General features: G+C 58.9%; 18 protein-coding genes and 1 pseudogene. 4 read left to right on the top strand and 15 right to left on the bottom strand.

The window, feature by feature from the left end; translation table 11 throughout:
• Positions 1-210 precede the first annotated feature (210 nt).
• Genes ABIB00_RS16555 through ABIB00_RS16575 form a run of 5 tightly spaced genes read right to left on the bottom strand, consistent with a single transcriptional unit; the run spans position 211 to position 5,364 of the window.
• Positions 211-1,296 carry a response regulator gene (locus tag ABIB00_RS16555; RefSeq protein WP_354105073.1) on the bottom strand — a complete coding sequence of 362 codons (1,086 nt, stop codon included), beginning with the start codon at positions 1,294-1,296 and terminating at the stop codon, positions 211-213.
• Positions 1,297-1,353: 57 nt separating this feature from the next.
• Complete coding sequence (locus ABIB00_RS16560) at positions 1,354-1,719, bottom strand: response regulator (protein WP_085394089.1); 366 nt, start codon at positions 1,717-1,719, stop codon at positions 1,354-1,356.
• Entirely contained in the window at positions 1,716-3,311 is a 1,596-nt protein-coding gene (locus ABIB00_RS16565) for a HAMP domain-containing sensor histidine kinase (RefSeq protein ID WP_247442218.1), read from the bottom strand. The genes ABIB00_RS16560 and ABIB00_RS16565 overlap by 4 nt, the downstream gene beginning before the upstream one ends.
• The gene (locus ABIB00_RS16570) at positions 3,295-4,308 is read right to left on the bottom strand and encodes an ABC transporter substrate-binding protein (protein WP_354105074.1); all 1,014 of its coding nucleotides are present in this window, start codon (positions 4,306-4,308) and stop codon (positions 3,295-3,297) included. The genes ABIB00_RS16565 and ABIB00_RS16570 overlap by 17 nt, the downstream gene beginning before the upstream one ends.
• Before the next feature lie 30 nt (positions 4,309-4,338).
• Positions 4,339-5,364, bottom strand: a complete 1,026-nt coding sequence (locus ABIB00_RS16575; RefSeq protein ID WP_354105075.1) for an ABC transporter substrate-binding protein — start codon at positions 5,362-5,364, stop codon at positions 4,339-4,341.
• A gap of 442 nt (positions 5,365-5,806) precedes the next feature.
• On the opposite strand from ABIB00_RS16575, the gene ABIB00_RS16580 reads away from it, so the two are divergent.
• Positions 5,807-7,339 carry an MFS transporter gene (locus tag ABIB00_RS16580; RefSeq protein ID WP_354105076.1) on the top strand — a complete coding sequence of 511 codons (1,533 nt, stop codon included), beginning with the start codon at positions 5,807-5,809 and terminating at the stop codon, positions 7,337-7,339.
• A 158-nt stretch (positions 7,340-7,497) separates the two neighbouring features.
• On the opposite strand, the gene ABIB00_RS16585 is transcribed toward ABIB00_RS16580, so the two are convergent.
• Positions 7,498-8,508: a DUF5996 family protein gene (locus ABIB00_RS16585; RefSeq protein ID WP_354105077.1), complete on the bottom strand. Its 1,011-nt coding sequence runs from the start codon at positions 8,506-8,508 to the stop codon at positions 7,498-7,500.
• A gap of 333 nt (positions 8,509-8,841) precedes the next feature.
• Here ABIB00_RS16585 and ABIB00_RS16590 point away from each other — a divergent pair, with 333 nt between their 5' ends.
• Positions 8,842-10,155, top strand: coding sequence for an adenylate/guanylate cyclase domain-containing protein (locus tag ABIB00_RS16590; RefSeq protein WP_247441980.1), 1,314 nt, complete (start codon positions 8,842-8,844; stop codon positions 10,153-10,155).
• A 273-nt stretch (positions 10,156-10,428) separates the two neighbouring features.
• Here ABIB00_RS16590 and ABIB00_RS39090 read toward each other — a convergent pair.
• Positions 10,429-10,719 (bottom strand): annotated as a pseudogene (locus ABIB00_RS39090) (transposase); the annotation flags it as partial.
• A gap of 324 nt (positions 10,720-11,043) precedes the next feature.
• Positions 11,044-14,406, bottom strand: coding sequence for an AAA family ATPase (locus ABIB00_RS16600; RefSeq protein WP_354105078.1), 3,363 nt, complete (start codon positions 14,404-14,406; stop codon positions 11,044-11,046).
• A 215-nt stretch (positions 14,407-14,621) separates the two neighbouring features.
• Between ABIB00_RS16600 and ABIB00_RS16605 the strand changes: the two genes are divergently transcribed.
• On the top strand, positions 14,622-15,152 hold the full coding sequence (locus ABIB00_RS16605) for a gamma-glutamylcyclotransferase family protein (RefSeq protein ID WP_354105079.1): 531 nt from the start codon (positions 14,622-14,624) through the stop codon (positions 15,150-15,152).
• 167 nt (positions 15,153-15,319) lie between these two features.
• Positions 15,320-15,646 carry a nuclear transport factor 2 family protein gene (locus ABIB00_RS16610; RefSeq protein WP_247446255.1) on the top strand — a complete coding sequence of 109 codons (327 nt, stop codon included), beginning with the start codon at positions 15,320-15,322 and terminating at the stop codon, positions 15,644-15,646.
• 294 nt (positions 15,647-15,940) lie between these two features.
• On the opposite strand, the gene ABIB00_RS16615 is transcribed toward ABIB00_RS16610, so the two are convergent.
• The 7 genes from ABIB00_RS16615 to ABIB00_RS16645 all read right to left on the bottom strand — a co-directional run bounded on the left by ABIB00_RS16615 (position 15,941) and on the right by ABIB00_RS16645 (position 26,871).
• Positions 15,941-16,306 carry a response regulator gene (locus ABIB00_RS16615; RefSeq protein WP_247445851.1) on the bottom strand — a complete coding sequence of 122 codons (366 nt, stop codon included), beginning with the start codon at positions 16,304-16,306 and terminating at the stop codon, positions 15,941-15,943.
• Positions 16,299-18,482, bottom strand: a complete 2,184-nt coding sequence (locus tag ABIB00_RS16620) for a PAS domain-containing sensor histidine kinase (RefSeq protein ID WP_354105080.1) — start codon at positions 18,480-18,482, stop codon at positions 16,299-16,301. The genes ABIB00_RS16615 and ABIB00_RS16620 overlap by 8 nt, the downstream gene beginning before the upstream one ends.
• Positions 18,483-18,676: 194 nt before the next feature.
• On the bottom strand, positions 18,677-18,856 hold the full coding sequence (locus ABIB00_RS16625; RefSeq protein ID WP_247445849.1) for a hypothetical protein: 180 nt from the start codon (positions 18,854-18,856) through the stop codon (positions 18,677-18,679).
• 1,020 nt (positions 18,857-19,876) lie between these two features.
• Positions 19,877-21,619 (bottom strand): ATP-binding protein, encoded by a 1,743-nt coding sequence (locus ABIB00_RS16630; protein WP_354105081.1) that lies wholly within the window; start codon positions 21,617-21,619, stop codon positions 19,877-19,879.
• Between the two features lie 5 nt (positions 21,620-21,624).
• On the bottom strand, positions 21,625-22,725 hold the full coding sequence (locus ABIB00_RS16635) for an FIST signal transduction protein (protein ID WP_354105082.1): 1,101 nt from the start codon (positions 22,723-22,725) through the stop codon (positions 21,625-21,627).
• Positions 22,726-23,169: 444 nt separating this feature from the next.
• On the bottom strand, positions 23,170-23,904 hold the full coding sequence (locus ABIB00_RS16640; RefSeq protein WP_354105083.1) for a sensor histidine kinase: 735 nt from the start codon (positions 23,902-23,904) through the stop codon (positions 23,170-23,172).
• A 351-nt stretch (positions 23,905-24,255) separates the two neighbouring features.
• Positions 24,256-26,871 (bottom strand): GAF domain-containing protein, encoded by a 2,616-nt coding sequence (locus ABIB00_RS16645; protein WP_354105084.1) that lies wholly within the window; start codon positions 26,869-26,871, stop codon positions 24,256-24,258.
• Positions 26,872-26,903: the final 32 nt, after the last annotated feature.

Below are 26,903 nucleotides of genomic sequence, written 5' to 3' on the forward strand. Positions count from 1 at the left end.
TGCGACTTCCGCTCCGGGTCAAAAAGCAGCCTACGCGCCTATGCCCCCAATTGGCCGGCTTAGGGCCACAAGCTGACAAAGCTGATCCGTTCGATCGCTTTCGCGCGGGTCAAAGAAGCTCAGGGGGCGTAGCCCTTTCAGGTAGTTAGCGGGATCAACTCTGGTCGGCCGGACAAGAGCCGGACCTCTAGCCGGGCCGATTCGAGCGGACTAAGTCATCTCAAGGACGTTGTATGCCGCTATCGGACGATGCAACCCCTTGAGCGTCAGTTCACCCACGGGCTCCGCGGTCACCCTCGCGTCAAGCGCTTCCCGTACCTTGCTATCGACGAGAATCTGACTGTCGCGCGCCTCCGCGCAAAGACGGGCAGCCAGATTTACCACGGTTCCGATCGCGCTGTACTCAGAACGTCCCTCAAAACCGATAGGTCCGAGGGTCGCATATCCAAATGCAATGCCGACTCCAAATCCAAGTTCGTGTCTTGCACGCCGCCATTTCATCGATAATTCCAACAGGCGGCTTCGCATCGCGATAGCCATTTGGACAGCTCGCTTGCATGGATCTGTACAAGGAATCGGATCGCCGAAAATCACCATGATTCCGTCGCCCAGGAACCTCTCCAACGTGCCTTCAAACTCGTGGACAAGGGAGCCTAAGGTGGCATGATATTCCTGCATCACCGCCATCACCTCTTCGGGCTCGGCAATCTCTGCGAACGCCGTGAAACCTCGAAGGTCACCGAAGACTATTGTCACCTGTCTGCGGTGGCTCGCTAACGGCTCATATGTCGATGAAGAAAGAATCAATTCCGCTATCTGCGGCGAGAGAAAGCGCTTTAGACGGCTGACCCGTTCAATTTGCACAACCTGCTCCGCAACACGCTGCTCGAGCGTTCTATTCCACGCGGCGAGTTCGATCGCCTGAGCTTCAACTCGGTCATGTAACTCCTTAATGCGTAACATGGAACGAACACGCGCAACGAGAGCGGCATGGTCGACTGGCTTGGTCAGATATTCGTCGGCACCCGCGTTAAGTCCAGTGACGACATCCTGTGAGTCGGTTCGCGCCGTCACCATGATGATTGGAACAAATCCAAGCGTCGTATCGACCTTCAGTCGCCGGCAGACCTCAAAGCCATCGATCTTCGGCATCATGACGTCGAGGAGGACAACGTCCGGCGCGACTTCGCGCACGACCGCGAGCGCCCTCTCGCCGTTTTCAGCCTCCATGGTCTGATAACCCTCGGCGTCGAGGCGAGCTGTAAGAAGGCAGCGGTTCGTTTCGTTGTCATCCACGATCAAGATTCGGGGTGGGACATGCATCTCTGCTCCACGTCAGCATGCGCTGGAACTTCATGTCAGGTATCGATTGATCGTCTCAAGTAGCTTTCTTGCGCTGTAGGGCTTTGCGACATAGGCATCGCAGCCTGCCGCGCGTGCCTTTTCTTCATCGCCGCCAAGCGCATAGGAGGTAACGACGATGATTGGAATATGGCGGAGATCCGACTGCGCCTTTATGCGCCGTGTCGCCTCGTATCCGTCAAGAATAGGCAGTTGGATATCCATAAGGATCAGGTCCGGGCTTTGGGTTCGCGCCGCCACGAGCGCTCCTTCGCCGTCGTGCGCCTCGATCATTTCGTAACCGACGCTTGTAAGCAGATCGCGCAGAATCTGCCGATTGTCCTCCTGATCCTCGACCACCAGTACGCGCTTGCTCATGTCTGCATCGCCTGCTGCTCGAGCCGAGCCGGCACCAGAAAAGAGAATCTCGCCCCGTGGCCGAGGCGGGATTCTATCCAGATTCGACCACCATGCATCTCCACAATGCGCTTTACGATGGCGAGCCCCAATCCCGCGCCTCCTTTCGTCTTGGTGATCGAGTTATCCACCTGCTGGAATTCCTGGAAGATTCTGACCTGGTCGACTGAGTCGATGCCCGGTCCCGTGTCCTGAACGGAAAAGACGTAGGAATCTCCCCTCGTTTCCACTTCTATCCGGACCTCTCCCGCGTCTGTGAATTTGATCGCGTTACCAACGAGATTGAACAGGGCCTGAGCGAGCCTGCGTTCGTCTCCTCGCGCCGGCGGCAAGCCAGGCGGAACAGCAATTCTCAAACTTAGTTTCTTCTCCGCGGCGAGAGACTCAACGGAGGTATGAACAACGTTTATCAATTCCTCTACCGAGTAATCGGTCAGAGAAAGTCGAAGCTGTCCGGCTTCAATCTTGGAGAGATCGAGGACATCGTTGATGAGCCCGAGCAGATGTCTGCCGTTTCGTTGGATGCGTTCGACGGCGGATCGCATTTTCTCCGGAGGATTGCCGTATATGCCGTCGAGCATGAGCTCTGAAAAGCCGAGTACTGCGTTCAGTGGCGTCCGCAACTCATGACTCATGTTTGCGAGAAATTGCGATTTGTGACGGCTGGCCTCCTCAAGACTTCGGTAGAGCTGCTGCAGCTCTCCGCAGGTCGAATTGACGTGCGCCGCAAGCTCCCCGAGTTCGTCCCGATTGGGAAGGTCGATACGCTGGGCGAAATCGCCAGCGGCTATCCGATTCAGTCCGTCATGAATGATGCGCACTGGTTCGATCACAGACCGGGAGATCGCATGTCCCAGGACCAGCGTAAGCACGAAGCTTGCGAGCGCGACCCCAGCGACAAGTATCTGAGATTTGGTGTAGGTTTGTCGGCTCGCATCTATCCCGGCCACCATGTCCGCTTCAGCCCGGTTGACCAATTGATTGGTCAGTCGTTCGAGCTTGTCCGCGAGAGGCCCGAGCTCCGCGAGTTCGCTCTGTTTGGCCTCAGCCCCTCGCCCGCCGCGGATGAGATCGACGATGTGTGAAACGACGGCAATAAAGCGCGCATATTCTTCGCGCACCTGGTTGAGCAGCGCCACCTCGTCCTTTGCGACGAACGAGACACGGTCAAGGTCGTACCCAAACTGGTTGATCTGCCGCAGCACAACTGCCAATGTCGTTTCGTTCGGAAAGGCGAGCGCTGTGGATACGCCATAAAGTTGTCGAAGCGTATTGTGCTGCATCTGCCGATATGCCTCGATCTTCTGCTGCAGGCCAACAACCTGGTTCGCCCGCTGGTCCGCTTCGCGGAGCGAAAGGAGGCCGATTAGCCCAACCGAGACCAAGAGCATTTCGATGACGAAGAAGGCCATCAGCAATTTCGTGCGCAACGAGGGGCGCAGCTCAAACCCGAGAAGACCGCTCTTCGCTGACGTCTCGTCGCCACTTCCTCGCGACGTTGCAGGGAGCGGGCGCTGACCAAGAAACGACGTCGAATCAGCTTCCAAGTTCACGTCGAACCTCGTTCAGGAACCGCCAGTCGGCTGCGTCCGCGATAATCTTTGTAGGATTCGATTTCAGCATCCCCGCTTCGCGCAGGCGAAGAGCGTAGAAGCGGATTGTGTCTTCGGGATCAAACTCGCGCCAGCGGTTGTACGGCACATCCGCGAGCGTCTGAGCCGCATAGTCGTGGCGAGGCGTGAAACCCCCATCAACCATTCGCTGCGCAACAAGGGCCGGCGCGCTTACGCACAAATCCGTCGCCCGAAGCATGGCGCGAACTACACGTTTGGTGGCGATGGGATTTTTTCTGACGAACTCCCGATTCCCCGCCAACATGCAGCAAAAGTACTGCGACCATGGGCGATCCTGCGCACTGTTGACGATTACATGCCCGATGTTCTTGGCACGCAGACGCTGTGGCTCCGGAGGGAAGCCAAGGAACGCGTCAATCTTACCCTCAGCAAATAACTCGATCGGTTTGACCGACGCACTGGTCACCCACTCGATATCCTTGGCGGGATCAAGTCCGACAAGCGTCGCCATCGCGCTGATGAAAACGTGCGGGCTACTGCCAACCCCCTGCTGGCCGACGGTTCGCCCCTTCAGATCGGCAACGCTACGTATGCCTTCCCTGGCGAACAGCTCGAAGCAGCCGACATGAACCCCAGCCACAACAGTAATGCTCGCGCCTCGATCGATCTCAAGAAGAAGCGGGCCGGAGAAATGCAGGGTGAAATCGATGTCGCCCTTCGCGATTGCTCTGGTTTGCTCCACGCCGGCGTCAGATTCGACGTAAACGACGTTTGTAAACCCCTCGGCATTCAAGAGGTCGCTCACCACGTACTGCGGAGCGATACAAATGCTTGCGTTCCTCGCAAGGCGGATTGTCGTGGTCTCTGGCGGCGGAGTGGACTCTTCGGCCTTCAGGCGCGCCGCCGCGATCCCAAACAGGGCAGTGGTAGCGGCACAGGCCCCAGCCAACAGCAAGTCGCGACGGTTCGTATTCATCGGGACCTCCTCGAAAACGCTTTAGATCAATCAGCCTCCCAGTTCAGGTCGAACCGCGTTAAGGAACCCCCAGTCAGCTCCATCCGCGATAAGTTTCGCCGGGCTCGATTTAATCATCCCAGCTTCGCGCAGGCGAAGCGCGTAAAAGCGGATTGTGTCCTCAGGATCGTACTCGCGCCAGCGATGGTACGGCACATCCGCAAGAGTCTGAGCCGCGTAGTCCAGGCGAGGCGCGAAACCCCTATCCACCATGCGCTGTGCAACGAGGGCCGGCGCGCTCACGCACAAATCCGTGGCCCGGAGCATGGCGCGCACCACGCGCTTGGTGGCGATAGGATTCTTTCGAACGAATTCGCGATTGCCCGCCAACATGCAACAAAAGTACTGCGACCATGGGCGATCCTGTGCGCTGTTGACGATGACGCGACCGATGCTCTGCGCACGCAAACGTTGAGGTTCTGGGGGAAATCCAAGGAAGGCGTCGATCTTGCCCTCCGCAAACAATTCGATAGGTCTGACCTTCGCGCTCGTCACCCACTCGATATCCTTAGCGGGATCGAGCCCAACAAGTGTCGCCATCGCGCTCAGAAATACATGCGGGGGCGATTCAAGCGATTGGATGCCGACGGTCCGCCCCTTCAGGTCGGCGACGCTGCGTATGCCCTCCCTGGCGAAGAGCTCGAAGCAGCCGACGTGAACCCCGGCCAGAATGGTAGTGCTCAAGCCTCGGTCGATCTCGAGAAGAAGTGGCCCAGAGAAATTCAGATTGAAGTCGACATCGCTGTTTTTCCAGATAGCTTTGTCTTGTGCAGCGCCGCTACCAACGAACCCGGTTTCGACGTGAACTACATTTGTAAATCCCTCGGCATTCAGCAGGTCGCTTACTACGTACACGGGCGCGATGCAGATACTCGGGCTCTTTGCGAGGCGGATCGTGGTGGTTTCTGGCGGCGGATCGGGCTCTTCGGCCCTGAGCCGAGTGGTAATGCTCCAAAGCAGCGGAGTGGAGGCGGCGCAGCATCCCGCCAACAGCAAGTCGCGACGGTTTGTATGCATCGGGACCTCCTCGAAACCTTAGGGTTGCTTCGGGGGCCGAACGTCAGGCCGCGTGATTGCGGGAAAAGGCCCCGCTCTCGATAAACATATCACCGCTGCGCTAGGTCGGATATGACCGAGTACCTGACGTGTCTGCAATTCCAGACAATCCTCGGCCGAACTAATTTAGCTTTCTTGGGTCGCCGTGGTCGGCTTAGGGTCAAAATGCGAAGAACTCAGCCTGAGCAAATCTTGTCCGCCATTCCTCAATAAGCGGACCTCGTGGAGCGATGCTGCTGCTTCGCCGAAGGGCCACAAGCAGACATCGGCCTGAGCGGGCATCCTGCCGGATCTGCCGACCACCCGAGCGATCGACCTCGGCGAAACGGGCTGAACCGACGGTTGCCAACGGTACCCGCGAGGCGCACGCTGATAGCGACAGCCACGCTTCTCGAGCCCCCAAATGGTTGGTTTCACACAACCTCCCTGCGAAGCCAACATTATCCGGGCCATACCAGCTTTTGACGCAGCACTGCCGCAAAGGCGCAAGCGGCTGACGCTGGTGGCGACCATATTCGGTTCGAGCATGGCATTGGTCGACGGCTCGGTCGTGAATATCGCCCTGCCGGCGATTCAGCACGCCCTGCATGCAGGGGTGGCCGCGACCCAATGGATCGTTAGTGCCTATCTGCTGCTGCTCAGCGCTATGGTGCTGGTTGGGGGGGCGGCTGCCGATCTTTACGGCCGTCGACGCATCTTTGTTTTCGGCATTACGATATTCACCATGGCCTCCATTACGTGTGGCCTGTCGCCGAACATCACCGTGTTAATCGCAAGCCGCGCAATCCAAGGGGTTGGCGCCGCGCTCCTCATCCCGGCAAGCCTCGCGCTATTGGGAGCGACTTTTGACGAGCACGAGCGCAACCATGCGATCGGAGTATGGGCTGGTGTCGGCGCGCTGACCGCTGCCGTCGGCCCGGTACTGGGCGGCTGGCTCGTCGATCAGGTGTCGTGGCGTGCGATTTTTCTGCTCAATTTGCCGCTGGCGGCCGTCGCGGCGGGACTTGCGAGCAGCTTCGCGGGCGAAAGCCGAAATGACAATGCAAAATCGCTGGACTGGGCCGGAGCGGCCACGGTTGCCGCCGGTCTCGCCGCGATCAGCTGGGGGCTTGGCGCTATTCCCGCGTCGGGATTTTCTGACAGAACCGTAATTGGCGCGCTCGGATTGGGATTTGTATTGTTCTTGTTATTTCTCGCAATGGAAGTTCGGCTCGGTGCACGAGCAATGATGCCGCTATCGCTGTACGGTTCGCGCAGTTTTTCCGCAGCCAACGTATTGACGCTGTTGCTTTACTTCGCGCTAGGCGGCGCGCTGTATTATCTGCCGTTCGGCTTGATCCGGCTCGGCGGCTACTCCGCGACGCAGGCCGGCGCTGCGCTGCTTCCATTTGCTGTCATCATGGGTTTCGGCGCGCAATTCGCCGGCAGGCTTTCCGATCGTTTCGGGCCGCAGCAGTCGCTCACCTTCGGACCCGTCATCGCAGGCTGCGGTCTGGCGCTGCTGGCTTTTGCCGATTTTCGACAATCCTACTGGGCCGGAGCGTTTCCGGCGATCTGCGTATTTGGCATCGGCATGACCATCACCGTCCCGCCGCTGACCTCGATGGTAATGTCGTCAGTGGGCGACGCCCACGCCGGGGTCGCTTCGGGCGTCAACAACGCGGTCGCCCGGGTGGCAGGTCTCTTTGCAGTCGCGGCGCTCGGCGCCGTTTTGTTCGCCAGCTTTTCGTATCATCTTGCCGGTTCGCCGCGCGCAGAAGCCAACGAAGCGCTGAATGCAATACTGGCCGGACAAGCCGGCATCACCGAAGCCGCAACGGCAGCGTTCGAACGCGCGCTACGCATAGTGTTGCAGGTGGCGGCGCTCTGCTCCTTGCTAGGCGGCATTCTTTTTCGGTTGTGGATCCGACCGATTGGATCGAAAGCGGCGCGTTGAAGGCGGACGTCTAGGGAGTCCCAGTCGGGCCGCGCTTCCGCCGATGGCCAATCGCCAACAGATATTCGCGCTTGACGAGCGGCCCCGCCGGCACAGCGTAGTGGCTCGACATCGCGATTGAGGTGCTCTGCCTGACCAAGGGGAAGGCTCGTCGAACTTCATCTCTTCCTATCCAGGGGGCGGGGCAGAAGGGGGTGACCAATCGGACATTCGAGCGCGGCACGATCCCAGCGTCCGGCATCGGCTGCCGCCCGATAGGTACTTTCCAGAAACGACATGAGCGTCGCCTCCGGATTGCTCGACTTCCTCACAACCTCGTACGCCAGGAGATATTCCCCAAGCTTCTGATCGAAATATGCGCCCGTCGGCAAAATCTGTTCGTCGGCAAAACCGTTCGGAGTGGGATAGGCATAAGAGTAGAAAGCCGCAAAGTCTGTGCCGCCTCCGCCCGGCCAGAAGCCGGCAGACGAGACTTCATCACTGTAGGCCTCGCGCGTCACTTCGTCCGGTAAACCCGGTACGCCCCCCAGGTGAAGCGGAGCAGGACGTCCGGAGAAGCGCGTCACCGCGAGATCGAAGCTGCCCCAGAAGAGATGGACTGGACTGACCTTTCCGGTGAAGCCCGTCCGAAACCGATGAAACACACCGTCGATCGCAACCAGGGCCCTGAAAAACCGCGTCACTGCGGCTGCATCATAGGGTCGGATCTGACGGTCGTCCTGGAAGGGGATCGGATCGGGGACTTCATTGGGCCGACCGTCGAATTCCGGTGTACCGCCGAGACGTCCCACCAACTCACAGAACCGGGCGTGAAAGTCGGCAACGGACATCGGCCCCAGCGCCATTTCAACCCGGCGGCCATCAGAGGCCTCTCCGATCACGACATGACGGGAGAGATCGAAGGTGATCTCGATACCTGAGGCGTCTGGAACCAGTGAAGTCGTGAGCCCGCGAGCATTCACGTAGAAAGTCGCGTGCCATGAATGATTGACCCACGGCGTCCTCGCGAGCCGATACTTGCCGACAACTTGGCAATACAAATGAAGCGCGGAACAGGTTTCGCGCCACGCCTCGAAGGGATTTCCGGCGAGATCGCGCTCATAGCGTTTCCTCCTTTGTGTTTGGTCGCACGGACGAGGCGCTGGTGTCGTCCATTCACGTATGAGCATTAACGGTCGCAGGCATTTGAGAACGTTTGCAGCGAAAAACAAAGCTCCAAATTGGAGAGACTCGTAGGATCAGTGTCGCCAAGCTCATTGAGGTCTGGGCGTTTTCCCAGGGCTATCTTTGGCCGGGCCGTCGCGCGAAAAGGCCGGTTTGGGTCACAGGCCGACTTCCGAACCGACTTGAGCCTGGATCGGCTTATCTCCTCAAGGCAGACATAGCGGCCCTGTAAGCAAAGGTCGGCAGCGGGTCAACCGGAGACATTCAACCTATGCCGGTACCCTTCTTGCTGCTACACTCTGAGCGGACTGCGACGACCGTGGCCGGGGAGATCATCCATGCAGCCGGTCACTCGCTATGCGAAGAGCGGCGACGTCCATATCGCTTATCAGGTATTTGGCGACGGGCCGATTAATCTGGTTCTCGCTCCCTATTTCGTGTCGAACATTGAGGTCTACTGGGAGCATCCCGCAGTCGCTCGGTGGCTGTTGCGGCTGGGATCCTTTGCTCGGGTGGCAATGTTTGACAAGCGTGGGACAGGCATGTCCGATCGTGTCCCGGAGCTTCCAGGCCTCGATCAACGTATGGACGACCTCCGGGCAGTTATGGACGCAGCAGATATGGAACAGGCGGCGCTCCTTGGAGCATCGGAAGGCGCATCCTTGGCGGCACTGTTCGCTGCCACCTATCCGGCACGGTCCCGTGCGCTGATCCTCTACGGCGGCTTTGCGCAATTTTCATCTTGGCTACCAACAGAGAAGGATCTGGCAGAGTTCCTTGCATATATTGATCAGGCTTGGGGATCTGGCGGCAGTATAGCCGTCTTTTTTCCCTCCCTTGCCAACGATCCAGCCGCCCAACAGTGGATGGGCAGATTTGAGCGGCTGGGCGCAAGCCCCGCTGCAGCGACCGAACTCATGCGCATGAATAGTCAAATCGATATTAGTAATATCCTGCCAACGATCCGGATTCCCACACTTGTCGTTCACCGCACCGGCGACAGGGCAATCAATGTGGAGGGGGGCCGCTATCTGGCTGAGCACATTCCCGCGGCTTGTTACGTCGAGCTTCCTGGAATTGACCACCCTCCCTTTTTCGGCGACAACGCCGATCTAATTGCAGATACGATCGAGGAATTCTTGACCGGCGTGCGCGCGCCGGTCACCGGCGATCGGGTGCTCGCTACGGTTCTCTTTACTGATATCGTTGGATCGACCGAGAAGGCGGCTGCACTCGGCGACCGCCGTTGGCACGATCTGTTTGATGCCCATCACGCTACAATCCGACGCAACCTCGATCGCTTCCGCGGGCACGAAGTCAAGACGACTGGCGACGGCGTTCTGGCCACTTTCGATGGGCCGGCACGCGGGGTACGCTGCGCGTGCGCAATTGCCGAAGAGGTTCGATCGCTGGGCATCGAAATCCGCGCGGGACTGCACACGGGCGAGTGCGAAATTAGCGATGACGATGTGGGCGGCATCGCCGTCCACATCGGTGCACGTGTTGCAGCGCTCGCAGGCGCGGGCGAGGTCCTAGTATCGAGTACCGTCAAAGAACTGGTGGCTGGGTCAGCGTTACGGTTCGGCGACCGTGGTGCCCGATCGCTAAAGGGTGTTCCCGGCGAGTGGCGCATATTTGCAGTCGAGCGATAACTGTGTCGGCCCGCGCTATTTTTTCGCGAGAAGGTCCGCTTCGGGTCTTGGTCGTGTAAAAACACTATTGCATGACGCAGACTGGCGCGGTTGGACTCAGGCTAGCGCAATCCGATCAATTTGGACAATTTTACGGCCACCAGAACTCATCCTGACGCAATGTCGGGCTGTTTCACGCGCCCGATGAATCGCAACGGCGCGCGCCGGCGCCCGTATCCCGCCCTCACCGCCGCCAGCAGCGGTTTCATCCCGACGATGTTCAGCACGCGTTTCCGACGGCTCCTGCCGGTCGGCGGCGATCGAGCTGAGCGAGATAGCGCGCAACACTCTCCTCCAATTGCGTGCGCCGCCGCTCGACTTTGCCGCGCGTGAAGTTCTTATCGCGATTATTGACTGCTTTGAATTTGCTGCCGTCGATGGCGACGCTGGCTGTCGCGAGCAATCCCATCTTGCGACACACCTCGACGAAGCGCGCGCAGACTCTTTTGATGCGGGACCATTGTCCTTGCGGAAATCGGCGATCGTTTTGTGATCGGGCGCAAGCCGGGCGAGCAGCAACATCACATGAGGCGCTTCGTTCAAGGGGCTGATCGCGGGCAATCGACTTTGTTGCCGGAATGCCTGGATGCTGAATTTTAGATGACAATCCGGTTCGCGTGATCGACACTTCGACGTTGCGGCCAGCTTCACGCTCGAGCCGGCGGCTCGAGTGCACACGGTTAAGATAACCGTAAATGTAGAGCCTTAAGAGCGCCGACGTTTTCACACAGCCAGGGTCACAAGCCGCCGAACTGGCAACCGGCTGCAAACTTCCGGTCTGACCTTGTGAGCCGACACGCAGCGACACCGCGCCAACGGAAGCGATGGGCCACGAGCCGCTGTCAGCGATCATGCCGCCAGCTCCTCGAGCAGGGCTTTCCCCTTCTTCAAATCCAACGTATCGGACCCCTCGGTGAACCAGACGTAGACTGGAGTGAGAAGCTCTCGGGCTTCTCTGTGCTTGCCGCTGTCGCGCCAGAGCCGGGCCAAGCTGATGGCGGCGCGCAGCTCCAGGCATTTAGAGTTCTGGCAACCAGCCACGTCGAGCGCACGCTGAAACCATAATTCTGCTTTGGTCCTGCCGCCGCCCGGCCCGACTAGCGTCAACTCCCCAGTCAACCGGTAGATTTCCGCCTCCCACCGCCGCTCGCCAGTTTCCTCGACAATGCGCGAAGCCTCGACCAGCGCGGTTAATCCGTGCTCGATTTCTCCGGCCCACGCCGAAGCTTCAGCCAGCAGTGCAAGATGATAGGGCCGACGAATTCGCACGCCTGTCAGTTCGATGGCAGCGAGACCGCGATGAATCTCCGCGATCCCTTCCATAGTTTGCCCGCGTGCCGCGACTGCCCAGCCCCGCAAGATACTCCCGGCCGCCGCCAAGTGCGGCGCGATGCCATGCTCGGCGCACACCGCGACTGCGGCCTCCGCTTGCTCCTGAGCAGGTTCAACTTCCCCCAAATGCTGGTTGGTCATTGCCGCCCACACCAGGGCGAGAACAAGGCTGAAGGGATGCGAAAGCCCCCGAGCCATGCTCACCGCCTCGTGGGCCGTGGCGCGCGCCTGCTCGGGGAAGCCAAGCGACCAAAGGGCGGCCGCGGAGGTGTATCGATTGCAAACGGCTGCGTCGTGGCCGCCATACAAGAACATATGGGCGCGGTGCGCGTCCGGCCGATACAGCGCCAAGCCGGCTTCGAGGTGCGTCCGGCACGCGGTCAGTTCCGGGAGATGGACGAGTGTAGTCCATGCAGCATGATGCGCCTGCAGGAGAAGGGCCCGATCGGCGCTTTGGCGAGCGACCTCGAACAGCCCGTCTAATAGGCCGCGAGCCCTCTTGAACTCGCAGCGCTGCTGATAAATAAGCCAAAGCCCCCAGTTCACGGCAAAGAGCTGCGCTCCATCGCCGGCTTGCTGACACAGGTCGCGTGCGCGCAGGTAGGCTTGCTCGACCTCCGGCGCCGAATAGCTCTTGGTGGCGAACAGCACCGGCGCGAGGACAAGCTGCAGTGCGAGTTCGCGACGGGCACGCTCCACCGGATCGGCGACCCGCTTTACGAGGGCCAGCCCCTTGTAGAGATGGGCAACGGACTCGGCGTGCGCCGAGCGCTCAGCCGCGCGCTGGCCGGCCGCCAGCCAGTAGGCAATGGCCTTTTCCGCAAGCTCAGCTTCGGTAAAGTGGTGCGCGAGAACCTCTGGCTGGATTGCCGCGACGTCCGGGAACGTCTCCTCGAGCGCCCGGGCAATGCGCGCGTGCAGCGCGTGCCGCCTATCGCGCAGCAATGAGCCGTAGGCGGTGTCCTGAACGAGAGCGTGCTTGAACAAATAGGTCGCGTGCGGCGGGATGCCATTTCGGAACAGCAACCCGGCTTGCATCAGGCGGTCGAGCGCCGAGGCCAGTTCCGGCTCTGACTTCCGCAGCACGGCGGCTAACAGCACCTGCGAGAACTCACGACCTATCGCCGCCCCGATCTGAGCCAGCTCTTTAGCCGGGCCAAGCCGGTCGAGCCGCGCCATCAGAGAAGCATGCAAGCTTGCGGGCACAGCCAGCGCAGGCGAGGGGATCGCAGCCGCAGCCTGCATCGCTTCAGTCTCGCTCTCAGCCTCCAGCACCGCCTTCGTCATCTCCTCCGCGAACAGAGGGACGCCATCGGTGCGCTCGACAATTTCCCTCCTGATATCGGCCGGCAGCAGCCTGTTGCCGACCATGCGGTCGATCATGGTGCCGACGTCGCGCTCAGCCAGGCGGTTGATAGTTAGCATCGTAACGTGCGATTGTCCGACCCACGGGGCGTCGAACTCAGGTCGAAACGTCACGATCAAGAGCACGCGGAGACTCGCGATTCGGTCCATGGCACGACCGAAGACTTCCAGGCTTGTGGGATCGGCCCAGTGCGCATCCTCGACGATCATGAGCACGGGACTGGAGCGCGCAAGGGCTTCCAATTGGAGGCCGAGTGCTGCCAGCGTTTTCTGCCGGCGCTGTTCGGGAATAGGCTCCAGAGCTGGATAGCGCCCATCATTAGGAAGCGACAACATCTCGGCCAGGAGCGCCGCGTCCTGCCGGGACGTCGAAGTCTGCGCCAGCAGCGCATCGAGCTTGTCCAGCTTGGCTTGCGGTGTGTCGCTGTGCACAAGTACGGCTGCCCGTTCGAATTGCCCAATGATTGAGTAAAGAGCGCTGTCGGTGTGCTGCGGCGAGCAGAAATAACGCAGTCGCGTGTGTGGTTCGGCCGCGATTTCCTCCATGAGCGCGGCAGAGAGCCTGGATTTGCCGATTCCGGCCTCACCGGACAGCAAGACTACCCGGCCTTCGCCGGCCTTGGCTCTCGCCCAGCGGCGCAAAAGCAGCTCAAGTTCTTCTTCTCGTCCGACGAGCGCAGTGAGGCCGCTGGCATGCATCGCATCGAAGCGGCTCTCGACAAAACTCGTCCGCACTACCGCGAAGGCTTTCACCGACCCAGCGATACCCTTTAGTTCCCTGGGTCCAAGGTCCCGCAGTTCGAAAAGGTTACCCAGCAACCTGCGTGTGGTCTCGGCAACGACGACGGTGTTCGGCTCGGCGATGCCTTGAAGGCGCGCGGCGAGGTTCGGCGTCTCGCCGACGATGCCGCGCTCCTGCGCTTCTCCGGATCCGACAAGGTCTCCGATGACTACGGTCCCGGTGGCAACCCCGAGCCGTACCTGTAGGGGCTCAGGCGCCGTGAGTAACGCTACCGCATCGATCAGAGCCAGGCTGGCCCGAATGGCACGCTCGGCGTCATCCTCGTGTGCTGCGGGATAGCCGAAATAAATGAGCACGCCATCGCCCATATATTTCGCGAGGAAGCCGCCGAAGCGGCGCACGGTATCAGCGACGCACCTCTGATAGGCCGAAATGATCTCGCGCAGGTCTTCCGGGTCCAGACGGATCGAGAGCGCCGTCGAACCGACAAGGTCCGAGAACATCACGGTGACCTGGCGGCGCTCCGCAACGTCCTTTCCAATATGATCGTCTTCCAGAGGAACTGCGGTAAGGGGCCCTAGAGGGTTCGAAGCTCGCAAAGCGGCAATGGCGTCGAGAAGCCTCCGGCGATGTCCAACAATTCGGACACCAAGATCCTTCAGATCGTCTGCCGTCAAGTTCGGAAGCGCAACGTCGTCGATCTCGTTCTCGCGGAAGGCCTTCTCATATTGTTCGAGACCAAGTTCCCGCAGCCAACTTCCGAGATCATCCATAGCGGCGCCTCTGGTTCGCCTACCGCGCAATAATCCCCCAGCCGAGACAACATGTCTAGGGCACTACTAATGACCGGTTTGGGTCACGAGCCGGCATAATCTCGGCGAGCAAATCAAGTCGGTTCTCCCTCGGATAGGAAACCAACCGAGGCCCGCTTGATCGGTCGCCATGGGCCAGGAGCAGAACTTGCGGGAGCCCCATGCATTAATGGGAGATGCAGACGGATCTGTTTGTGTTCGGCACTTTGAAAAAAGGTTTTCCACTCCACGACGAAGGGCTTCGTGGAGCCCAATTCATTGGCCTTTATTGCACACAAGAGCGCTTTCCGCTTGTAATCGCTGGGCCGTGGTTCGCGCCGATGATGTTTAACGAGCCGGGGAACGGCCATAAGGTCCGAGGCGAACTTTATCGGGTCCACGCGTTTCAGCTTGCAGCGCTGGATCAGATAGAATCGATCGGAAAGCCGGGCAACCTGCGTCTAAAAATAGCCGTCGAGCCAGTCGCAAAAGGAAATCCAGTTCAAGCTTTCGTCTACATGAAATCTCGTGATGTGGCCGGCGGGGCCTATCATTCCGGACTACTCGAAGGTTACGAAGACGATCGTTTCATTGTCCCGACGGCCAGGCGAACGGCGCATCTGCTTCGGGTGATTCGCCGTCCATGCAGACTTCTACCTGTCACTTCCGATCCACCCCGAACAGCGGACGTAATGGAACGGGCCCAGTTGGTCCGAGACGGGCCATGAGCTGAAGTTGCTGGTTCGACGGGATGAAAGCGGCACTCCCATTGCTATTGCTCAACCGAAACTCGTTGATGCCCGGAGAACTACGGACGCGGAACTCCTAAATTTGATCTTGCGTTCATCAGGCCAATCCTACATCTGCGGTCGATCACGGCATGTAGGTGAGGAATATGTCCTTCGACCCAATGGCCGCTGCGGTTGATTGGCTCGACGCCTACCGCGCTGGCGATATTGAAACTATCCTTGGAATGTATGCTGAGGATGCGACACTCCATTGCGGCTGTGGCGGCATGAAAGCCATCATTGGCCGAGAGGGCCTTCACGCCTATTGGATGGACCGGCTTTGGCAATTTCCAGCCTCGGAGCTGGACAACCTGCAGCCATCGGATGATGGAGCTCTAATCTCCTACGTCGCGAGAAACGGGATCGTCAGTGTAGTCCTGACGTTTGATGCTCTCGGTCAAATCGTAACCCATAGCTGCGGTCCATCTAATTAGAACGCACAAAGTCGCTTCGGCTTAGGGCAGAACGGCTTCAGAAATGAAGTCTTGTAAGTGATCCCGATGTCGAAACTGAAACCTTCGCTTGGGAACTTGCGGATGACGTATGCCGCTTCATTCTGTTTCACCAAGTTGCTGGAGAAGCGCGGGCGGCTTAGCGGTGACCGACGAAGAACTTGCCACGGCTATCCGCGAGAGCTTCACGCAAGTCGGTTTGTGTGGTGGTCTAATCGAAGGTAGATTTCAGATCGAATGCGTGAGCGACATACGCGGGCGCGCATAGCCGCGCTTCTACGGGAGCGCCAGAATCGTCCGCAATTGCTCCTTTAATTGCTCGATAGAGAACGGCTTGCCGATTGCGGGCGCATGGCTGAACTCCTCCTCAAGCGGCGGTCCGCCATAACCGGTGCTGAACAGGAAAGGGATTTTCCGGTCGCGCAAGATGCGCGCTACCGGGAAGACACGTTCACCCGCCAGGTTCACGTCAAGCAGCGCCAGATCGAACGATGCCCTGGAGGCAAGTTCGCACGCCTTTGGCACGTGGGCGGCCGAGGCGACCACCTTCAATCCCAATTCCTCGAGCATGTCTTCGATCATGAGGGCCACCAAGCCCTCATCTTCGACCAGGAGAACCCTGGCGCCGGACAGCTCAACCATTGGACGCTGCAAGCATTAGGGGGAACACCATACGGCAGCGGGTGCCCTCTGGCTCGAACACCAGATCGAACTCGCCCGCGAGGTCATGCTCTAGGCACCGCTCCATCAGTCGCGTGCCGAAGCCGCGCCGCTTGGGTGGTGAAACCAGTGGCCCGCCGCGTTCGCGCCACTCGCATTCCACCGCGCTTTGCGACAGTTTGTTGGGGCCAAGCCGCCAAGTGAAGGACACAGTCCCATCGGGCACCGAGAGTGCGCCGTACTTCGCGGCGTTGGTCAGAAGCTCGTTCAGCACCATGGTGATGCTCAGTGCGGTGCGCGCGTCCAGATCGACGTGAGGCCCTTCTGCCAAAACCCGTCCGGCTGACACCGGAGCCACGATATCGTGGACCAGCTGTCCGAAAGGTGCGTCCTGCCAGCTTCGCTTGGTGAGCAGGTCGTGCGCGCGGGCCAGCGCAAGCAACCGTCCAGTGAACGTCGGCAGGAATTCTGGCAGGTCGGCCGCGTGGCGCGCGGTCTGGTTCGCGAGCGACTGCACGGTGGCCAGAGTGTTCTTCACACGATGGTTGAGCTCGTCAATTAAGACCTTTTGGGCGTTCTCCGCGCGCTTGCGCTCGCTGATATCGACCAGCATGTTGATGGCGCCGATCAAATTGCCTGCCGCGTCACGCAGCGGCTTCGGATAAGGAATGAACGGCACGCGTCTGCCGTCTGGACGTTCCGCCACCGCTTCGGCACCGCGAACCGGCCGGTTTTCGCGCAGCGCGACGGCCATCGGGCATTCGTTGTGTGACAACGGCGTGCCATCGGGCCAATAGAGCTTCCAGGTCACACACCACTCGTCGCCCGGCTGCGGCGTTCTGCCCGCCATCTCGACCGCCGCCCGATTGAAGAAATTGATGCGGCCCTCGGCATCCGTCGTGTAAATAGCTGCCGGCAGCGCCTCGAGGAGATCGCGCATGCGCTGCTCGCCGTCGCGCAGCCGGTCCTCCAGCTGCTTGGTGGTGGTGACATCCTGGGCGACGCGCACGCCATAAAGGAAGCGCCCTGCCGAATCCCGCACCGACGAGCTGAAAATGTCGAGATGGCGCACCGACCCGTCGGGCCGCAGTGCACGCTTGCGAACCGTGTAGTTGTCGATGTCGACGCGGACTTGACGCGCGTACAGCTCGGCATCCTCGGTCTGGTCATCAGGATGGGTGTAGTCGATGAAGGTCATCCGCAACAGCTCGTCGCGCGACCGGGCGGTGATGCGGCAGAGGGAATCGTTCACCCGCAAGAAGCGGCCGTTCTCATCGGTCTCGGCGATGCCGACGCTGGCGGCCTCATAAGTTGCTGCGAGCCTGGCTTCACTAGCGTTCCGTGCCTCTTCGGCAACACGGAGTTCAGTGACATCTGTCGTGAAGCAGCGCGTGTTGACGAACTTGCCGTCCACAATGCGGCTGTTCGACGTAATCAGCACATTCCTGATGGAGCCGTCACTTGCCCGCAGCCGCGCAGGAAAACGATCGAGCGGCTCACCGCATGAAAGGCGCTGAAGGATATGGCCGATCACCGGCGCGTCGGCATGAAACTCGGCAACGTGGCGGCCGATGTACTCCTCGGGCCCGTAACCAAGCAGATCCAGTTCGGCTTTATTGGCGCGAAGGATAATCCCCTCTCCGCTCACGATATGGAGACCAACAGCGCTGTTGTCGAAAAAATCCTCCAGATCCTGCGTCTTCCGGCGGACTTCCTCCTCCACCTGCTTGCGTCCGGTGATGTCCTGGAAGCAATTGATGGCACCTTGGATGCAGCCAGAATGATCGCGCAACGCCCGGATGTTGACCAGGGCCGAAAAGCGGGAGCCATCCGGCCGTGCCATTATGACTTCGGCATTGCACGTGGGCGCTCCCAGACGAACCGCCGCGGCCATGGGACTGTCGGCATGGGCAAGCGGAGTTCCATCGGGCAGGTAGAGCTGATGCGAACCGCAGAAGCGCTCCTTCTTGGCAGGGTCAGGTGTTCGCCCCCACGATTCCACGGCCTCGGTGTTGTAGGCGACGAGCAGTCCCTCCGCGTCACAAAGATAGACAGCGCCGGGAATGGCATCGAGCGCGGCGTGGCCGGCCGCGACCAGCGCTTCGAACTCTGTGGGCCTTTGGCGGGGGGAGAGCGGGAATTCTTCGACGTTTGACATGAGAGGCGCTCGGCTCTCGGGGGCGAGAGGAGCGACGGCCCGATGCGGGCCTCGCCTATTTGAAATGAACATGGGCGGACGCCCCTGCGGTCCGCCGAACCCACCCTAACGTATGGCGCGCCATTTGGTTCCGCGGAAGGGCCGGCAAGTCACCGTCACATCTGAGAAAAAGCGGCCCGCAAATTGAGGCGGCCTCAATCTACGGACGGCAATACGGCTACTCGACGGGCGCGGTCCCACACTTGAATTGCGACGCCGTCCACATATTGCTTGGCTTGGGCAATGGCAGCGTCATCGTCTTCGCACTCGACGATCACGGGGGGCTCCTGAATGTGCCCTTCTTTATCAAAGCGATAGAGGCGATACTCCGCCATAGCCAGCACTCATGGGCGCTACTGTGATGCGCAATAATTTACCCACTGTTCCATCCAATGCAACACTTTGGCAGGGCTGAATTAGGTCCGCGGCTCAAATCAAAGCAGGCGTCGAGGTCGGCAGGCCAGCACCGGGGCATCGCATACGAACAACTCGGCAGCCCAGAACGGATCACGAACGCGGCTGCGCCAACGCCATGTCCTCTTCGCGCAATCGCGTCGGTTTGCCCGGATCGCGCTGACTCCCCACTAATCGGTGAACTGAAGTCTCAGGAATGCGGGCTGGCCTCAGACGTGCCAAACAACAGGCGACTTCGATCAACATCAAGGAGCGGAGGAGTCCCAGGCAATTGAGGCCGCTCACCTCCTTACGATTGGGAACTTCATGGTGGCCCGCCCCGATTGTTTGGCGGAAAAGCGCCGTCTGGCGGGCACGTCGCCGCCGGGCACCCACCAGAGGGTTTAGCATAAAGAGACAATCATATTGGGAAAGTTGCCGCCCATTGCGCATCATTTGCAATTTACTCCTCCGAGAGTCGCCGGCTCAAGAACTCACGTTCAAGATCTGAGAGACGAGTGCTCAGCAGACGGCGGTAGCGGTGGACATTGTTGCGATGGAAGCGAAGCCGCGCGAGTTTTTCGTCCATTGTCATCTGAGGCTCCGAACTTCAGGCCGAGCGCACGCTCGGTAATCCAAGGCGACAAGGCTTCCCACCGGGCGGCGTTCGAGGGCCCCCGTCCAGGGCACACAACGCGTCCAGGATCTCGTCAAGCGATACCGGCTTCTTAAATCCGGCTGGTGCGCGCATGGACAGGCAAGATTGAATCCCAGAGGCGTCGGAACCCCACGACGCCAGGATCGCGCGCTCTCGGCCAGCGTCAGGGAGCACGTGCAAGCGGGTTCGCTGTTGAAGCAACTTACTACGCTAGCCGCAATCGTGCTGACGCGGACCGTACCGGCCTCGCTCTTTCTGGTCAGTCCCCAACAGCAGTAGTACTTAAGTACCTGCCCGCCTAGCGTCATGTCTCATCGAGAATTTTCCGTACTTTCTCGGCCAGCGCGCGAAACGTAAACGGCTTGCTCAACAAGTTGACCCCCGCATCAAGTCGGCCGTTGTGGACTATTGCATTGCGCGTGTAACCCGTAGTGAACAACACCTTGATCGTCGGATGCAGCCTTCTAGCGTGATCTGCGATATTTTTTCCGTGAAGATTATCCGGCAGCACCACATCGGTGAAAAGTAAATCGATGGTCCGAGACGATTCAAGAAAGCCGATTGCCGATGCTGCATCCGCCGCTTCAAAGACTTGATATCCGAGGTCACGGAGAACTCCGGATGAATAGGCACGCAAATCATCATGATCTTCCACAACTAAGATAGCCTCGTTCCCCCGTAACATTGTTGCAGTTGGCGGGATGCGATTTACCTGGTCGTCGGGGCCTGTCTGGGATCGAGGAAGATAGATTTTGACTGTCGTGCCATGACCTAGTTCGCTATAGATCCTGATGTGCCCACCCGTTTGTCGCACGAAACCGTAGACTTGGCTCAAGCCTAGGCCGGTGCCTTTGCCGACCTCCTTTGTGGTGAAAAATGGCTCGAATACGCGGTCTACGGTAGCCTTATCCATTCCGCTTCCAGTGTCTGTAACGGCCACCAAAACGTATTGGCCGGAAGGGACGGGTTCTGGCAGTGCAGTAACATACTCATCGTCCAACCATGTATTGCCGGTCTCGATTGTAAGTCGTCCGCCGCCGGGCATTGCATCTCGGGCATTGACAGCAAGATTAAGGATCGCATGTTCCAGCTCTGACGCGTCAGCCAAGGCGCTCCACAAACCGGCGTTGCCTACGATTTCAAGCCGGACCTGTTCTCCCAATGTGCTGCTAAGCAATTCCGTCATTCCCGCGAGCAAGCGGTCGACATCAATTGACCTTGGATCGAGCGGTTGGCGGCGCGAAAATGCCAACAATCGCGCGGTGAGCGTCGCCGCTCGCTGGGATGCGTGATGCGCCATTGCTTGGGCACGCATGATCCGCGCAAGCTGTGGTGCATCGGACATACTTGCAATTTGCCGGCCGATCGTCTCAAGGCCTCCCATTATCACTGTGAGCAAGTTGTTAAAGTCATGTGCAACCCCACCGGTAAGCTGACCGATAGCTTCGAGCTTCTGCGCCTGACGCAGCGCTGCTTCCGCCTCATTCCGACGCGCAATTTCTTCCGCTACACGCTGTTCAAGCGTGGCATTCAGCTGCTGAAGTCTCAGGGATGTCGCCGATACATCTTTACGCGCGCCATCAAGCGCTTTAGCGAGGTGCGTCGCATGAGTCGCCGCCTCCCTGGCGGAACGTTCGCGTGCCAGCGCTATATGAACCCTTGCCTCGGTTTTAAGTAATTCGATCAGTAGCGGAAGTCCCGGCTCGATTTCATTCCAACGGACACACAAATTCCTGCCGACAAACATCAAAATTGCCGCAGGGGCTGCACGAGACACGGCGGGAACGAGTGTGTTTGGACCAGGAAACGCCACCTCTCCAGAGAACTCGCAGCCGCGCGACGCCTGGTTTAAAAATGAGCGCCAAGACGGGCCGCCAGGCAGACGCTGATGAAATCCCTGAGCTGGCGCAAAACTGCCCGTTTCCTCATCTTTCAGGAAAACAAGAAATGCTTCGCCTCCCATTTCCCTGGCCAAGCGGGCCGAGGCTTCCTGCCTACCGGTGGCGTTGGCAAATCCATTCAGAAGGCACGCCCCATCATCGTTCAAGTGATCTACTCGGGAAATACGCAGACCACCGCGGTGCAATTGTGAAAGCCACTGAACTGGCCTTCCGCCCGCGCGATCTGACCGTGGGTATTACATCCCGTCAGTGGAACATCGGAAAATCTCTCCTGCAAGCTGGCGAGCTCTGAGCCGAACTCGTCCCCCATCCGCAGCCTGGTAGCGACGCAATCAAAGAAAAGGGCTGCGGCTGGACGCCCGCCTAATGCAGACAGGGCAGCATTTGAAGCCACCTTCGCGGCAGCGACCGCTGATTCTGTACTAGTCCTCATGATTCTTACAACTGACCCAGTGGGGACCTCAGCGGCGCATATAACTGCGCCCCCTGGGTCGACCGCAAGGGGCACCCGCAAGCGATGCTCGACCCCTGTCTCCACTCCAATGATATTATGCAGGAAGAATGGTAACGGTTCTTTCCGATCCAAGTTCTGAGCGGTTTCCTTGGCGTGTTCTTCGAACGCTTCGATAGCAGGGAAGCCATCGAGACTGATCACCCGCATTCCGTCGCTTGCCGTTACGCGATAGGCTTTTGAAGCGGGTCTCCAGCCGTGACTAACGCCTACCCCCAATGGCTTCGAAGAAAGAATTTCCAGGGCGACCGCGGCGTCGGACAAGACTTCGTCACCACAAAATACCGTTGTCTTTTGGAATTGAGCGTTGTCCCCCGCGCCTCCACCAAAGAATTGATATTGACCGGCTGTAGCTAATGTCAGCTGATCCACCAAGATATCAGCGTGTCCGGCTAGAGCGTCAGCCAAAACGAGAGCGGATCGAAACGGAAACTGGCCGGGTGGTGTGGGTGTAAACCTGGAAACTATCTCTTGCGCGGCCGAAGCGGCATCCCGCGCGAGATTACGCCCGATACTGTGTGAAAAGACTACGTCCTCTCCTACCAGTCCCATTGCGCAGGCTAAGCCTTGCCCGCTCGTCACATTCGTAAACTCACCTGCAGACGAGGCACCGACAACTATCGTTTCGGGCAACTCCCTTTTGATGGCCGAAAGCATCGCTTGGTGATCATGCTGGGGAGCTGCAAATACGACCAAAGCGTCGGGCGATTTAGTTAGGGATTTTTGCACTTCAGCAGCCAAGTACTGGCCTGCACTCGCGCTATCTCGCAAATCGGTTGAAACTACCGATGCCCTCATAACACCCCCCAAAAACGTGAACGGTCGTTAACGGCTAGGAGGGGAAATGGTTCCAAATGGCGGCCCCCTGGGACGGCGAGGGAGATCGTAGCAATACGTTGAAAGCTGAGGCACTCGGGGGTGTGAGTAGAATGCGAGGTAAGAGTTCAATTAGTAAATACAATCGGTTAGGGTGCGTCGTTCCAGAGAGGGCGGGACGGCGTTATTGAAGTACAAATGAAGTTGGGTGCCAGCTCCGTGTTCGCGTGACATGTGGATGCGCGCACCCTGGGGAAGGCACGATCGACGCGGCTTCAGCCCACGGGCAACCTGATGGATGCTGGGCGACTTCACCGACGCTGTTTCGCTGCGAGCGTTTGGGGACGAGCCGAGCGATCCAACCACGCTCTAGTCGACTGCCGCTATAATCGTTTCTTGAAGCGAGCTTAGGGGAATGTTGATGTCGCAAACGACTCCGGTCGACTCGAACAGCAATCGAGCCTCCCCTTTAAGCTGACCGGGCAAAGCCGTCTGAATGAAGCGGCTACCAAAATTCTTTTTGGTTGGTTCGACAACCCGCGGGCCACCGCGTTCGCGCCATTCGAGATGAAAGCGTTGATTCTCCGCGTCGATCGACCAAGTGATGGCGACCCGTCCCTCAGCAACTGATAGCGCGCCATACTTCAACGCATTGGTGCTTAGCTCGTGAATTATCATAGACAACGCGACCGCAGGTCCGGAAGACACGGCGACGTTGTTCCCCTCAATAGTGAATTGCTCGAAGCCTTTGGTCTGAAATGCTTTGATCGCGTTCTCGATCAGCGTTCGGCAACCCGCCCCGGTCCAGCTTTCTTGAATCAAGAGATCATGAGATACGCCGAGCGCGCTCATCCGCTCGGCGATGGTCTTGGCCGCCGCGTCAATAGATGAAGCATCGCGTAGGCTTTGAGCCGCAATTGCGGATGCAATCGCGAGCATGTTCTTTACGCGATGGTGGAGTTCCCCGATAAGAACGGTTTGTAGTTTTGCGGCAGCGACGTGGGCGTTCGCTTCAACGCCTGCTTTCAAAAGGAGGTCGCGTAGCACGTCGTTTTCGTTCTCAACTTCTCGCATGCGCTGATCGGACTTGCTCAAAGCATTCATTTCATGTCACTCCGGCGAACGGTGCTTGGACGACAATATCCGACAACGTTCAATAAATCCAAGTTTGGTATATTGTTTGGGAGGCGAAGGGATCGATTGAACGACGGAGAGACCGCACTCACGCAGCTCGGTCTTCTTAAGAAGGCCGCCTGACCCTGATCCCATTCTCCTTCCGAGGCTCGCATACCGTGCGGGCCTTGCATTTTTTGTCCCCGGATCGCATCTCGACGTCGGGACTTCGCATTTGATCGCAAGAAGCGGAGCGCGCCGACGCCGGCCACGCACTACGGGGTCACACCCCAACTCATGCCCGCATCACAATTGGACGCGCCGACGAAGGCGTTTGGCAAGCTAACTTCGGTTTGTCCGCGGCAATACGACCTTGAACTCAGTGAACAGCCCAAGCTCCGTCTCGACCTCGATGCTGCCGCCGTGTTGCTTTACGATAATGTCATGGCTCATCGACAGGCCCAGCCCAGTACCTTCCCCGGAAGGCTTCGTAGTGAAGAACGGGTTGAATATTTGCTCTTTGATTCCTTCCGGGATTCCGGTGCCGTTATCGCGAACACGTATTTCGACCTTGTCTCCCAAGTTCCTTGTCGAAGCGGAAAGCATGGGTTCGAAGCCTTCACCAGCTTCCACTTTCCGTTTCGTGGTGGCGTACAAACCGTTCGATATCAGATTGAGCATAACCCGCGTGATCTCTTGTGGATACACGTCAGCCACACCAACGGAAGGGTCGAGATCGCGATGCAAAGCGATGCTGAAGCCTGCCTTTTCTGCTCTAGCACCGTGATAAGCCAGGTTGAAGCTCTCCTCGACTATCGCATTGATGTCCGTAGGACGATGCTCGCCGGAGCCTTCACGGGAGTGCTGCAGCATGTTTTTCACGATGGAGTCGGCGCGTTTGCCGTGCTGAACAACCTTTCCGAGGTTGTCTTTCAGCGTCTTGGTCAGTTCCTCAACTTCCGCACGGATGTTGTCGGTCAAAGTGGCGGATTTGAGCACGTCATTCAACTCGTCGGTCAGCTCCGCCGAAAGGGCCGAGAAATTGTTGACGAAGTTGAGAGGGTTCTTGATCTCGTGTGCGATACCGGCGGTAAGCTGGCCGAGCGAGGCCAGCTTCTCGGTCTGCACTAGACGATTCTGCGCGGTTCGCAGATCGTTCAGGGAAGCCGCGAGTTCTTTGGTTCGCGCCTGAACTTCGTCGAACAGCCGCACGTTTTCGATAGCAATCACGGCCTGATCGGCAAAGGTTGTGACCAATTCGACCTGCTTGTCTGTAAAAGGTTGCATTGTTCGGCGCAGCAGCACGAGTGCGCCAACCGGGTTGCCTTCTCGGAGAAGGGGTACTCCGAGAAATGTTCGCGGATTACCGCTTAGTTTCTGCGCCTCCGAGAACGCGTAATCGGGATCGGCAAGCACGTCTGGCACATGAATCACCTTTCCTTCAAGCAGGGTTCGGCCCGTAATGGTCGCGCGTTCCGGCTTGACAGGGATGTCTTTCACATAATCCATGAACTCCGGCGTAAAGCCGTATGATCCGGCGCGGAAATATTCGTCCCCTTTCTGGCGCGTGATCGCGGCCATATCCGCCTCGCACAATCGAGCCGCAGACTCGACGAGCGTGTCCAGGACGGTTTGCAGGTCAAAGGCAGAGCGGCTGATGACCTTGAGCACATCGGCGGTCGCAGTCTGCTGCTGGAGCGACTCTCGCAGATCCTCGGTGCTCGCGCGCAGCTCACGAAGCAACCTCGTGTTTTCGATAGCGATCACTGCTTGAGCCGCGAACTGTTTCAGGAGCGATATCTGCTTCTCCGAGAAACGCGTCGGCTCCTGGCGGAAGATCATGAAGTTACCGACCAGCTGATCGTTCTTTAGGAGCGGAACGGCAAGAACACTTCGCGCCCCTCCTAGATCGACCAGCGCTCGCCGGTTGGGTTCGCCTCTGAGATAGGCATCGGACTCGCGAAGATCGGAAATTTCTACAATCGGTTCGCCACGCAAGAGGCGGGCCGGCGCCGTGCCGGGTCCGTACTCCAACGGCCGGTTACGCCGGTATTCATCATAGGCTGAAGGGAGCCCACGCGTGGCAGCGGTATGAAACAGCTCGCCGTCGAATGTATTGAGCACACCGAAATCGGCAGCGCAAAGGTCCATCGCCTTATCGAGCATCGCATCGAAGACGAGTCCTAAGTCGCCGAAAGAACCGCTGATTACGCCGAGAACTTCGGCGGTCGCGGTCTGTTGCTGTAAAGATTCGGAAAGTTCGCGCGATTGTCTCTGGACCTCCTCGAACAGGCCGGCATTCTCAATTGCAATAAAGGCCTGACTGGCAAAGCTTTCCACGAATGAGATTTGCTCCGGGGTGAAAGGTTGAACCTCTTGCCGGTACAAGTTGATGACTCCAACAATATTGTCGTCCCTGATCATCGGAACGTACAGCACCGTCCGCGCACCGCCGAGTTCGACGCCTGCAACCGCGTTGGGATTGCCCATCCGATAAGCGTCGCTCTCACGGGCATCAGGTATATGCGCTGGTTTCCTGGTCGCTCGCATGAGATCAACCGGGGTCGTTGCACCGCCTGTATGGAGATGCTGCTGACGATACTCGGCCAGTGCAGGAGGGACACCGATTTCCGCCATGGCCCGCATAGCGCCTTCTTCCATCTTATAGATGAAGCCGCATTGCGCCGCGCAAATGCGCATGGCATTGGCGAGCATCGCCTCGAACACCGGTCCGAGTTCACCGCGAGCGGAAGATATAATTTGAAGAACCTCAGCGGTTGCCGCCTGCCGTTCACGTGCCTCAGCCAGTCCGAAGGTAAGGCGGCTAAGTTCCGTCCGCAGATCGGCAGCCGACGGACCACTCGGGTCCCGGATTTTCGCTTGGCTCTTGCGCTTCGCCTTAGGAGCCTTTTTACCCGACTTTTGGGCACTGCTCCGTTCCGGGGACCGTTGGGTCATATATAGCCTCTGATCTCAAGGCATTCTATTGC

The sequence above is a fragment of the Bradyrhizobium sp. LB14.3 genome (genome assembly GCF_040547985.1).
Classification (GTDB): Bacteria; Pseudomonadota; Alphaproteobacteria; order Rhizobiales; family Xanthobacteraceae; genus Bradyrhizobium.